Below are 12,614 nucleotides of genomic sequence, written 5' to 3' on the forward strand. Positions count from 1 at the left end.
CCCTGTCTCTCGCCGGCCACGCGCATCTTCGCCGAGGTCTCCACCGCCCTGGGCCACACCTTCACCCCCAACCCTGAACGCTGACCACCACGCACCAGGACCTCATGGGTTACGCATCCTGAGCCTGCAGCGATGCTCAGCACGGGCAGCAGGCGGCTGGACTGGCCGCGAGCCCGCCGGGACTCGGTGAGCATCTAGCCGATAGGGGTCGCCCGACACCAGGGGAAGCGATAAATGTCATAACTGCGGTAGAAGCGATTATCAGCATTTGTGCTCGACGGCGGAACGGTGTCGTTCGAGGTGTGCAACATGCACAATCCCCCCGGCTCAAAAGACCAAGTGCCAGCTTTCGAAGGTAGAGCGTCGTCGCGCTGAACCAGGCCGCGCACAACCTGACGAGCAGTGCTGAGACGGTGGAGCTGACCAACGATCGGACCGGCAGGTCATGGCCGTACGGCCGACGACCACGGGGTCTCCGGGCCGCGGCCGCACTGGCCAGAGCGTCGAAGACGCACACAGCGCCGCACACCAAGAGGCAGTGGCAGCAACTCGCGCAGGACATTCGCCGGGCCCAGAGAGTTGAAACGATTCCTCGGGTGACCTCGGCTTCGCCCCGGGGCTCGAGCCGACGCCGCTCATGATTCAGGGCAGTACGCCTATTGTCGCGACCCCAGGATGTCGTCGAGCCAGTCGAGCACTCGGCGGTTGAGCAGGGAGCGGTTCATCATCTCGCAGTGCTCGCCCGCTCCTTCAGCCGCGCTGAAGCCGACGACCGTGGCCGGCGCCGACAGTGCAGCCGCGAACCGCTCGACCCCCGCCGCGAGAGGATCGTTCTCCGCCCTGGTCAGCAGCACCGGGCAGCGGATATCGACAATCCGGTCGCGAAGGGTGAACTGCGCGGTCTTCTCGAGGAAACTACGCATGTCACTGACACCGTTGGCCCAGAAACCGCGGTGGATAACCCCCCACGTCAGCTTGGGGTTAGCGCGCACTGCTGCGGTGATCCGCTCCAGCAGGGCGTCACTGATCAGACGCGGATCCGCGGCCTCCTCCGGTGTCGCCCCGAACCGGTGCACGAAGTCGCGGATGTTCTCACCCAGATCCCACTGGCCCGGGTCGGCGATGCACGCAGCGATCCGGGGGTCTCCGGATGCCGCGCGCGGGGCGAGGTAGCCACCCAGGCTCCAGCCGCTCACCGCGATGCGGTCGGGATCCACGATCGGGGAGCCCAGTGCGTGATCGATCAGGGCCGAGACGACGACTTCCCAGTCGGGCCGTAGTGGCACTCCCTGCTCGTAGAGGACCCCGCCCTGTCCGGGCCCGTCGAACAAGAGACAGTGGTAACCGCGGCGCAATGCGGCAACCGCGGAGGCGAAGTAGACGTCCGTGATGGTGGCGTCGTAGCCGTTCACGAGGATCAGCAACGGCCGGACCTCGGTCTCGTGGCCGAGGGCGGGAATGATGTAGACGGGCATGCGGACCGAATCGTGGACCGGGTACGTGAGAACGACCTCGCCTCGTGGCACCGGAACCTCGCGCAGCGCCATGCCCCGGTCGAAGGCCTGCATCTGCGCCCGGTAGGCGTGCAGCAACCGGGGGTCGACCGGCGCGCCGTACAGCGGATGATATGCACTGGCGTAGAAGGCGCTGGCCCGCAGGTACAGATCTTCGGCGCTTGAGCGGCGCCCGGCAGAGGCTGCGGACTCCGCTTCTGCCACGGCCCGGTCACCGGCGGTGACCCAGGCGCCGTAGAACACGCCGTCGTCACCGTCGCCCACCGCCGCAGCCACCGCGGCGACGTCACCGTGGTCGCCGCCGCCATACGGTGTGTACCCCAGCATCCAGGTGCCGAACTCGTCGTGCATCTCGTCGCTGAACAGTTGGCCGGAGACGTTGCCCATCGCCTGAGCGTACCGCCGGGGGCACCCTTATTCGCTTGCCCGCCGACCGTGACGCAGCTCCGCTCCGATTGCAGGACGACGTCGATGATCGGCTCCGGCATGACGATCTGCCGTTCCCGGACCAGCCCATCTGCTGGTCCCCGAGAACGATCTCGTCAGCCAGGTCCATTGGTGGGCCGGGGCCCTGTCGGGGCCACTTCCCACGACGCCTCACACCGACCTGTCCTGCCGGCTGTGGCCGCCCAATAAGTGGACGGTGCCATGGAAGGTCAGGGCGAGGTCGGGGTGTGGGAGGGCATGCGCGGGGTCGGAGGCGTGGCCCAGGGCGCGGGACGGGTTTGGCCGCGCATGCGCTGGTATCGGCGGCGGTTCAGCCGGCTGACTTGGTCGGCCGGACTCTCCTTCGGGGAGACGGGATCAGGCCCCAGTACCGGGTCCTCCCCTGCCTGGTAACGAGTGGTCCAGACCTGCAGCACCGCCCAGGCCACGGCGGTCAGCGGCACGGCCAGCACTGCTCCGGCGACCCCGGCGAGCACGGTTCCTGCGGACAGGGCCAGCAGCACCACCAGACCGTGCAGACGCAGGGTGTGACCCATGACCACCGGGTGCAGGAAATAGCCCTCAAGGTGATTGACGACCACTACGATCAGCACGACGATCAGCGCCGCGACCGGCCCGTTGGTCACCAGCGCCACCAGCGCGGCCAGTGTTCCGGCGACCAGGGCGCCGACGATGGGAACGAAGGCGGTGAGGAAGACGATGATCGTCAGCGGAACGGCCAGGGGCACCCCCACCGCCCAGAGCCCGATCCCGATGAACGTGGCATCGACGGTGGCGATCAGTGCGATACCTCGCACGTAGGAACCCAGGATGCTCACCGCCCGGTCCCCAGACTCGGCCAGCCTGGCCCGGGTGTTCCCGGTGAACCAGCGCAGCACAAAGCTCCACAGTCTCGGTCCGTCCGTGAGGAAGAAGAACAGGACGATGACCATCAACACGGAACCGGTCAGCACCTCGGAGGCGACCGTCAAACCGCTCAGGGCGCTCCGCCGGGCACCAGCGCTGGCGAGGTAGTCCCTGAGCTGGGCCAGGGCCACGTTGACAGTGTCCGCGTCCGCCAGCGCCGGCAGCGGCCCGGCGGCGAGGAGCTGCTGGAAGTGCTGCCAGCCGGTCGTAGCCGCGGTGACTAGGTCATCGAGCTGCTCGCGCACTCCCAGAACCACCCCGGTGATAATCCCGCCCATGGCCCCGAGCAAGCAGACGAAGACAGTGACGGCCGCCCCAGTGCTGCCCCACCCGTGGTGCGTCAGGGCCTGGACCAGCGGGCGGGCCGCACAGGCGAGGATGAGCGCGATCAACGCCGCCAGCACGACGACCTTCAGCGCCAGCACCACGTAGAGCACCATCGCGGCCACGGCCGTGAGCGCCAGCAGTTGCACCGCCCGTGCCCCGGCCCGGCCCAGCCCGTCGGCCCACGGGGACACCAGCTGCGGTACAGGCGGTGACGGGTCGCCAGCAGAGCCGGCTCCCGACGGCGAGAGTGTGCTGGGCGAAGGTTCGGCCTCCTGGCGCCCAGACTTGCGGCGAACAGGGAGGAGGTGCGGAAAGGTGCGCACAGGAACCACTTCCTACGGCCAGTGGACGCCGACGCGGCTCATCGTACGCCCATGTGTGGGAGAAGGATCCCCGCGTCGTGGCCACTGCGGCGGGCGCTGACACACGGCTCCGACGACTATCGGGGCGGCGGTGCCGAGCCTCGAGGGAGCGGCCACGAGTCCGGAGCGGCGTGACGGTGCGCCGGAAGGTCACATGACGGCCGACGTCAGTCGGCAGACATTGTCGAGGTAGCGCTGGTACCGGGGTTGTCTCCTCCACTCGGCCAGGGAGAGCTGGTGGGCGACCGCACGGTATTCCGTGTCGTTGGCTTCCAGACGTGCCACCAGGTCCCCGCCGAAGGCGAGCAACATGATCTCGTAGTCGAGGGTGAAAGAGCGGAAGTCCATGTTCGAGGACCCGATGGCGGCCACACTGTCGTCGATCGTCAGGTACTTCGCGTGCAACACCGTCGGGGCAGGATAGAGGTAGATGAACACGCCCGCCTCCAACAGGGCGCGATAGTACGAACGCTGGGCGTGCCCCACCAGGAACTGGTCGGCTTCCTTCCCCACGAACAGCTCCACCCGCACGCCTCGGTAGGCGGCCGTCGTGATCGCGGCCAACAAGGATTCATCGGGCACGAAGTACGGGCTGGTGATCGACACCTTCTCGACGGCCAGATGGACCAGACAGGTGAAGATGCGAAGGTTGGGTTCGGAGGGGAACCCGGGTCCCGAGGGGATGAGCTGCATGGCATTGGCTGTGCCTCCGGGAACGAGTTCCGGCTTCCGGACGAAGTGCTGGCGGGGGTCGAGCTGCTCCCCGGTCTCGGTGTACCAGTCGGTGGCGAAGACCGCTTCGACCGAGAGCACGATGTTGCCGCTGACCTTGATCGTGAGATCTTTCCAGCGGCGACCGAGTCGTGCATTCTTCGCGCTGCCGTAAGCCGGGTCGATCATGTTGTGGGAGCCGACGAAGGCGGTCTCGCCGTCGACGACGAGCAATTTGCGGTGGTTGCGCAGGTCGGGGCGCCGCCACTGACCGCGCAGTGGGGAGATCGGCATCATGAGATGCCACTCGATGCCTGACTCCGTCAATCGGCGGCGAAAGTGCCGCCACCCCGGATATTTGCGTGAGCCGAGATGATCCATCAGCAGACGTACCGCAACGCCGCGCCCTGCAGCCTCTGCCAACGCGGTGAAGAACGAGTCGGTGGTGTCGTCCCACGCCATGATGTAGAACTCCACGTGCACGTAGTGCTGGGCGGAGGAGACGGCGGCGGTCATGGCCGCGTAAGCCTCGCCCGTGTCGCCGAAGAGCCCTTCGTCGACCCCGGTGATGCAAGGCAGAGCGGTGAGCCGACGAGCCATGCGCAGCACCGACTCCAGGGCCGGCGAAGGTTCGGCCCCGGGTGGGATGGAGGGAAGGTGCCCGGTGTGTTCGATCAGCCGCTGATTGGCCTCGGCCTGGATGACGTGCCGGCGCCCCCGCACGTAAGGGCTACCGATCAACCAGTACAGCGGGAAACCCACGAAGGGCACGAACAGGATTAGCAGCAACCACGCCGAGGACGACGACGGGCGGCGATTCTCCGGCACCGTCCCGATGGCGACCAGCTTCAGCCCGTACTCCAGGACCAGAAACGAGGTCGTTATGACGTGCAGCCACCCCATGGCCAGGAAGTCTACGTCGGCCCGACCGAGGTGCCCTGCTCTCTTCCGCACCGGTTCTAGGCACGCCGAGGACGGGACACGTCTCACCAACGATCTGCGCAACCTTCGGGAACTCCCGTCCCGGGGCTCTTCCACCAGTGAAGAGCCCCGCGACCGCGGGGCTTGAGGCACGAGTCCCGGTGGTGCCTGGTGAGATCCGGGCTAGTCGATGATGAATCGGCCGATGGCGAGGAACCGCACCGCGTCCACGGTCAGGAACAGCCCCACTAAGCCCAGTGCCGTTCCGAGCAGCAGATGGGCCAGCGGGCCCAGGCGTTTTTGGGCAGCCGTCACGATGCGCACCATGGCGGTGTGCCTTTTGGCCATGATGGCGAGGAGGAGCAGGGTCAAGGGCAGCTGGGAGATCAGAGCCCAGAGGGTCCATCCGGCTCCGACCAGCCAGTGGGGTTGGTCGCCCGCCGCAGTCACGAAGATCTCGAATGGCACGTCGAACACGACGATGGCGACGAATCCGAGAGCGGTGAGATACAGGCCTGTCGCGTTGGGAGGGCGCCGGGTCGAGGTCCTCGCGCGGTGATGGCGACGGACCAGGCGGTGGGTGGCGTAGACGAGCAGCCCCGTGCCTACTGCAACCTCGATCCAGGCCGCGGTGGCCCCGTCGCGGAGCAGAGCATGCCAGTCCACCCGTGACAGGCGTGAACCGACCAGCGCGGTCATGGCGATCCCGCAGACCGCGGTTCCCGAGATCAGTAGGGCCCCGAAACCCAGCACCTGGCGATGCGGGATCCCGGAGCCCAGCGCGGCCGCCCCGATCAGGGCGGGGCCGGGGTCGAATCCGCCCAGGCCTGTCGCTGCCGCTGCTCCGATGAAGCTCCACAGGTCCACTGCTCGCCCTTCCACCGCCGCACGGGCCGCTTCATTTACGTGACAATCAACGTGATCTGTCTACCGCAGGACCGGCCCCCTTACCTAGGCTAGGAGCGGATGTCACCGGGAAGGATCTCCGCCCATGGGTATTTCCGCGCCGGTTGCCTTGGTTCCCACTGCCGCTGATGCCGACGGACCTGTGCCCGGGTCCGGACGTGCTCCGGTGCCGGTTGCCCGGGAACGGTGGGCGAAGGTGCTGGTCTGGGCCTTCGCCCTGGCCACGCTGCTCGCCCTCGTGCTGTGGTTCGTGCACTTGTTGCGCCCCTCCCTGGTGCACTGGCCGACCATGATTTTGGGTGCGCTCAACATCCCGTTGAGTCCCTCGCTGGTCTCGGTTGTCACCCTGTTCCTGCTCACCGGGGCTCTCATCCGGCGCAAGCGCATGGCCCTGGTGATCGTCGCCGCCTTCGAACTGGCCGGGATGCTGATCTCTGCGGGCATCCTCGTCGGGGTGTGGGGCTTCGACCTCGAGGTGGGCCCGACACCGAGGACAGGTCCCGCCCACCTCGTCTTCGAGGTGCTGGCGGTGGCGGTGGGTCCGCCCCTTCTGTGGCTGACCTGGTGGGTGCGGGACGCGTTCCCGGCACGCACCCGGTCCGGGGCCGGTGGGGCCGGTGCTCTGACGCTCGTGACCGGGATCGCTCTGTCGGTGGCCCTCACTCACGTCCTGCTGCTGGCAGTCACCGCGACGGCGGTCGACGACTGGCGCGTCCTGGCCGCGGCGATCTCCCGTGCTCTGGGAGTGCCGGTGGGGAATCCGCGCTTCCACGAGGCGGTACCCGAGTGGATCCCCTTGTTGACCTCGGTGCTGCTGGCCTTGACCCTCATTTCAACCCTCTACGTGTTCCTCCGCCCGTCCCGGCACAACGAGGACTGGTCGGGGGAGCAGGAGGTGGCGTTGCGCGCTCTCCTGGCCGCCCATGGAGAGGACGACTCACTGGGGTACTTCGCCACACGTCGTGACAAGGAGGTCGCCTACTCCCCTGATGCTCGGGCGGCGGTGGCTTACCGGGTGGTCGGGGGTGTGTCACTCGCCGCCGGTGACCCGGTGGGAGACCCGTCGTCCTGGCCCCAAGCGGTCGCGGCGTGGAAGGACCGCGCCCGCCGGTACGGCTGGACCCCGGCGGTGCTGGCGGCGTCCGAGGCCGGAGCGAGGGCGCATGCCGCAGCGGGTTTGGCAGTGACGACGCTGGGGGACGAGGCTGTTCTGCACACCGATCGGTTCTCCCTCGCCAGTACGTCGATGACCGAGGTGCGCCGAGCGGTGCGTCGAGCCGGCCGGGACGGGTTGAGCGTACGGATCCACCGTCACGCGGAGCTGTCCGCAGGTGAGCTGGGGCGACTGGGGGCCCTGGCGGATCAATGGCGTGGGGAGGAACCGGACCGGGGGTTCTCCATGGCACTGAACAGGTGGGGTGATCCGGCCGATGGGCAGTGCGTGGTGGTGACCGCGCACCGGGACGAGGGCGAGGTCGTGGGACTGCTCTCGTTCGTGCCCTGGGGGCGACGTGGTCTCTCCCTGGATGTGATGCGCCGGTCCCCTCAGGCGCCCAACGGCACCACCGAGCTGATGGTCGCCGAGCTCATGGAGCAGGGCTCGTCACGCGGGTTCACGAAGGTGTCGCTGAACTTTGCTCTGTTTCGCTCGGTCTTCGCCGACGCCGAACGGCTGGGTGCCGGCGGGGTGACCCGGATCAACAGTTCGGTCCTGGGGTTCTTCGACCGGTTCTTCCAGTTGGAGAGCCTCTACCGGGCCAACGCCAAGTACCGCCCGGAGTGGGTGCCCCGCTATCTGTGCTTCGAGGGTGCCCTGGCTCTGGCCCGCACCGGGGCCGCGGCAGGCCAGGCCGAGGGCTTCCTGCCCATGCCCTTCACCGCGCCAGCATCGCAGCACCGCCTCGACGAAGATGAGCTGCGCCGGATCCGCGCGCTCCAGGAGGCACCGGTGTCCGTGCGGGAGCCGCGACGCACCCAGCAGACCCAGCACCGGCTCCGGCACGCACGCATGCTCCGAGAGGCCGGAATGCCCCCGTACCCGATCGGAGTGGCCCCTGCCTCCTCCGTCGGACTCGTGGATCCGGCCGCGGCAACCGCCACGACGCCGTCCACCGGCGCGGACGGGTCACGGCCCCGATGGCGGGTGCACGGACGGGTGCGGGCGATCCGGCACCACGGCGGGGTGCTGTTCCTGGACCTCACCGACGCCGGAACCACCCATCAGGCCGTGCTCGAGCGCGAGGTCCTAGGGGTGGAGCGCTTCGGGGTGCTGGCCCGAGCCGTGGACACCGGGGACCTGATCGTCGCTGAGGCCCGCCCGGGTCGGTCCCGAACCGGGACGCCCTCCCTGCTCGTGTCGGCTCTCACGGTGGTGGCCAAGGCACTGCACCCTGTTCCCTTCTCCGGGTTCGAGGACCCGGAAGCACGGTTGCGGCGCCGATCCACCGACCTGCTCGTGCACCCCCAGGCCCTGGACGTCCTCGCAGGTCGTTCGGCCGCGATCACGGCGATGCGCCGATTCCTCGTGGAGGCCGGCTACCGCGAGGTGGAGACCCCGATGCTCAACACCATCCACGGTGGCGCCTCCGCACGCCCGTTCCGGACGTTCATCAACGCCTACGGCACCGCGCTGACCATGCGCATCGCCCCGGAGCTGGCCCTCAAGCGGCTGCTCGTGGCCGGCGCGGGACCCATTTTCGAGATCGGACGCAACTTCCGCAACGAAGGCGCGGACGCCACGCACAACCCCGAGTTCACCTCGCTGGAGGCTTACCACCCACTGGCCGACTACCACGTCATGCGGGAACTGACCGAACGTCTCATCAAGACCATGGCCACCACCCTGCACGGTTCACCCCTGCTGCCCCTGCGCGACGTCCACGGCGCCGACCGGGTCTCCGTGCTCTCCGACGTTTCCGGACCCTGGCCCGTGGTGAGTGTCACCGACGCCGTCTCCCAGGCGGTCGGACGCCCCGTCTCGATCGACACCGATCTCGATGAGCTGCTGGAGATCGCCACCGAGCACGGAGTCGCCATCGGACCGGGCAAGGGAGCGGGCGCCGTGCTCGAGGAGCTCTACGGTGAGCTGGTAGAGCCAGCCACCATCCCCCCCACCTTCTACTGCGACTTCCCGGCCGAGACCTCTCCGCTGACCGCCCCGCATCGGAACGCACCCGGTCTCGTCGAACGCTGGGACCTGGTGGCCAACGGGATGGAGATCGGCACCGCGTACTCAGAACTCACCGATCCGGTCGAGCAGCGGCGACGCCTGACCGAACAGTCCCTCAAAGCGGCCGCCGGGGACGTGGAAGCCATGGAGATCGACGAGGACTTCCTCTACGCCCTGGAGACGGGCATGCCACCGGCCGGAGGCCTGGGCATCGGGGTGGACCGACTGGTGATGCTCCTCACGGACAGCACCAGCATCCGCGAAGTCCTCACCTTTCCCTTCGTTCGTCCTCCTTCCCCACGCAGTTGAACCCGCAGGATCCAACCTCGACATGATCGCGTCCATCGCCCGGGGCGCCCCTGCCTGGCACGAGCGAACTGCCCCTCACCTCCCGGGGCCACCATCCCGGGCCACCATCCGAGGCCGGGCAGGAGACGGGAGGGGCAGTGCCTGACTACGAACTCACCGAGTGGGTGCCGCTGGTCACCACGGTGGTGCTCCTGGTGGTCACCGCCGGGTTCGCGGTCCTGTGGCTGCCCGACCACCGGAGGCATGGATGGGCCAAGTACCTCCTGCAGGCCCTGGCCTTGGTCCTGGTCACCCTCCTCACGGTCCTCACCCTGTTCCTGAAACTCAATGCGGACAACCGCTGGTACTCCTCCTGGGCGGACCTCCTCGCCGGTGACGCATCCCGACCGACGACGGAGACAGTGATCGGCGCACCACCCGGGCGCGTGAACTCCCCCGCACCACTGGACGGTCCGACGTTCAGCGACCTTCAGCGCAATCCGCGGTCCAATCCTGACATCGGGTCCCAGATCGCCCAGGCGTCGGATGAAGGGCAGTGGGTGTCCTTCGACCTGACAGGGCCCACGACCGGCATCACCCAGCAGCTGCTGGTGTGGCTGCCCCCGTCCTACCTCAACCACCCAGACCGCGCCTATCCGGTCCTGACCGCCTTCACCGGCTATCCCGGAACCCCCGAGGCCTACATCCACACCTTCGACTTCGACCGCATCGTGCGGGACCAGGTCGCCCAAGGGCAGCTGCTCGAGCCGATCGTGGTCATCCCCGACGTCTACCCCTCCGGGCTGGACACCGAGTGCGTCGACGGCTCCGGCGGGCACTACGAATCCTGGGTGACTGTGGACGTGGTGGAGTGGGTGAGCACGAACCTACGCGCCGCCGACGCTCCCCAAGCATGGGCCACCCTGGGCTACAGCGCCGGCGGCTGGTGCGCCACGATGCTCTCGGTGCGCCATCCAGACCAATGGCCCCGATCGATCAACATCGCCGGCTACTTCTCCCCGATCTACACACAGGACCAGCAGTGGGCGGCCCCCGACGACGCCCGCTACACGCTGGGAACCAGCGTCGCCCAGCTCCGTCCCTACGTGGACATATGGTTCTTCAGCGGCGGCGGCGACCTGATACCGCTGCAGTCGCTGGCCGAGTTCCAGCCGCACGTACGGGCGCCGACCTCGCTGACCACCCGCATCACCCGCTCGGGCGGACACCGCCCCGAGGTGTGGCGCCCGGCCATGGCCGAGTCCCTGACCTGGCTGGGAGACACGTCGTCCTACTTCGCGCCCAGGGCCTGACTCTCAGACGCCGCACCCGACCTGAGCCTGACGTCCCCACCCTGCGGACACACGCATGGAATCGGCGCTGGTGCCACTCGGCGGGCCGATTCACGGGATCGTCCGGTGATCCTGCCGGACGGGACTGCTCATCCGTCGTCGGGGCCGTCTCTCGGCGCCCCGAGCGGGCAGACGTTGATGATGGGCAGATCCCCGTCCGTCTCGATGGCGTCCCCGCCTCCATTGCGGGCGTGATAGCCGGTGGAGTACTGCTGGACGATGTGGACCGTGGCGCCGGCGGAGAGCAGGGAGGAGACGATGAGGTCACGCTCCCGGTCGGTGTCTGCGGCGATCTTGTGCGTGATCTGGAGCGTGAACAGGGACAGTCCCACCCGCCGGTCGAAGGTGGCCGCCCCGATGAGGTCGACGGCGAACCCACCGGGGAGCCTCCACCCCGGCGGGCAGACCCAGAACCGGACGTGGTGGCGCTGGGCCGGGCTGCCGGCCACCTCTCGCTCAAACGCCAGGGACTGCCTTTGGCCGAAGGCGAACAGGGAGCTGACGGGCGCCGCCGGGTAGCTCTGGCGGAACATGAACGCCCGCACGATGTGCCAGCCGGTGCCAAGGGTCAGCGGATCCGCGGCGGTCCAGCCGGCCCCGACCATCGCGGCGGACAGCCGCGCAGGGGTACCCACCACCGCCAGGTTGACCGGGTCCCCCAGCAAGCCGTCGGAGGTGCGGGCCCGCCCGATGAAGTAGTTGGGGACATAGATGGCGGTGAGCAGACGGTTCAACCGGGGCAGGAGCACATAGGCCGACAGCACCCACAGCGGCAGGAACAGCCAGGGCAGGCGCCCGTCGTCGTCGATCTCCTCGAGGAGGAGGTGGTAAACGCCCCAGCCGGCCAGGACGCTGGTGATGAGGAAGCCGAACCGGTGTCCCCACAGGACCACAGTGGCCCATCGGGCGCCGCTCTTGGGCGACGAACTTTGTTCATCACTGTCGGGGTTTTCACTCCCTGCGTCCACCTCGTGCTCCCCGCCCCGTGTCCCACACCGGACGTCCCCGGCGCCGGTCATGGTGCCTCCAGGCTAGTGGCGACACCAGCATCGGCGGAAGCGCCGCCGGGGACTGCCGCACGATCGGGTGATAACTGAGCTGACTGATGGCCGCTATCTGGGCCATATGTAATGTCGAACACCTTGTGACTTCGAGCGTCGGGAGGGGGTCATCCAGCGATCAGGGCCCTGCGCGACGCTGTCCATAGCTCGAATTTTCAGGAGTGTTGCGGTCCTGACGAGGAACCACCCCGTCCAGAAGTGATCAGAGGCCCTGTGCGGGAGCGCGATGGGGCCCCGTCCCATGGGTTCCTGCCTGGTTCCTGAGGGCGTGCAGGGGGGCAGACAACGCAAGTCATTCTCGTGGTGGAACATGCCAGCGGGTGGGGAACCTGTTCCGGCCCGTACGTGATCATTTACGGTGACCCCATGGCGCGAGGTCGAAAGCCCCAGTCTTCATGGGGCTCCGGATTAGCTTTTCGTCCCGGGGCGATCTGTCTTGACTTCGGCTACACCGGTGGCTTCGGCGCCGGTCTCCCGGGCGGGGAACGGTTGCGGGGGCCCGAGGACCTGACCCAGTGGTTGCGTCAACACATCCCACCCACTGTGGCTGCCGCCACCGAGCAGGACCTGGCGCACGCCCTGGAGTTGCGGGGTGGCATCGTCGAGGTCGCCCGCGCGCTGGCCCGTGGTCACGAGCTCCCCGAGGATGC

The 12,614-nt window shown here is 68.1% G+C and carries 8 protein-coding genes; 3 read left to right on the forward strand and 5 right to left on the reverse strand.

Annotated features, from left to right (window positions below; genetic code table 11):
- Window positions 1-656: 656 nt before the first annotated feature.
- The 4 genes from ACYVM4_RS17820 to ACYVM4_RS17835 all read right to left on the reverse strand — a co-directional run bounded on the left by ACYVM4_RS17820 (window position 657) and on the right by ACYVM4_RS17835 (window position 6,055).
- Window positions 657-1,901, reverse strand: coding sequence for an alpha/beta hydrolase family protein (locus ACYVM4_RS17820; protein ID WP_460669398.1), 1,245 nt, complete (start codon window positions 1,899-1,901; stop codon window positions 657-659).
- Between the two features lie 269 nt (window positions 1,902-2,170).
- On the reverse strand, window positions 2,171-3,385 hold the full coding sequence (locus ACYVM4_RS17825; protein ID WP_460669399.1) for an AI-2E family transporter: 1,215 nt from the start codon (window positions 3,383-3,385) through the stop codon (window positions 2,171-2,173).
- Between the two features lie 321 nt (window positions 3,386-3,706).
- Window positions 3,707-5,170 carry a cardiolipin synthase gene (cls, locus tag ACYVM4_RS17830; protein ID WP_460669400.1) on the reverse strand — a complete coding sequence of 488 codons (1,464 nt, stop codon included), beginning with the start codon at window positions 5,168-5,170 and terminating at the stop codon, window positions 3,707-3,709.
- A 201-nt stretch (window positions 5,171-5,371) separates the two neighbouring features.
- Complete coding sequence (locus tag ACYVM4_RS17835; RefSeq protein WP_460669401.1) at window positions 5,372-6,055, reverse strand: hypothetical protein; 684 nt, start codon at window positions 6,053-6,055, stop codon at window positions 5,372-5,374.
- Window positions 6,056-6,260: 205 nt separating this feature from the next.
- Between ACYVM4_RS17835 and lysX the strand changes: the two genes are divergently transcribed.
- Both lysX and ACYVM4_RS17845 read left to right on the forward strand, forming a co-directional pair.
- On the forward strand, window positions 6,261-9,572 hold the full coding sequence (lysX, locus tag ACYVM4_RS17840; protein WP_460669402.1) for a bifunctional lysylphosphatidylglycerol synthetase/lysine--tRNA ligase LysX: 3,312 nt from the start codon (window positions 6,261-6,263) through the stop codon (window positions 9,570-9,572).
- A 137-nt stretch (window positions 9,573-9,709) separates the two neighbouring features.
- Window positions 9,710-10,864: an alpha/beta hydrolase gene (locus ACYVM4_RS17845; RefSeq protein WP_460669403.1), complete on the forward strand. Its 1,155-nt coding sequence runs from the start codon at window positions 9,710-9,712 to the stop codon at window positions 10,862-10,864.
- A gap of 128 nt (window positions 10,865-10,992) precedes the next feature.
- Here ACYVM4_RS17845 and ACYVM4_RS17850 read toward each other — a convergent pair whose 3' ends face one another.
- On the reverse strand, window positions 10,993-11,796 hold the full coding sequence (locus ACYVM4_RS17850; protein ID WP_460669404.1) for an LssY C-terminal domain-containing protein: 804 nt from the start codon (window positions 11,794-11,796) through the stop codon (window positions 10,993-10,995).
- Window positions 11,797-12,330: 534 nt separating this feature from the next.
- On the opposite strand from ACYVM4_RS17850, the gene ACYVM4_RS17855 reads away from it, so the two are divergent.
- Window positions 12,331-12,614 (forward strand): ABATE domain-containing protein (locus ACYVM4_RS17855; protein ID WP_460669405.1); only part of this gene is annotated, 284 nt, incomplete at its 3' end.

The organism is Kocuria himachalensis, assembly GCF_054784195.1.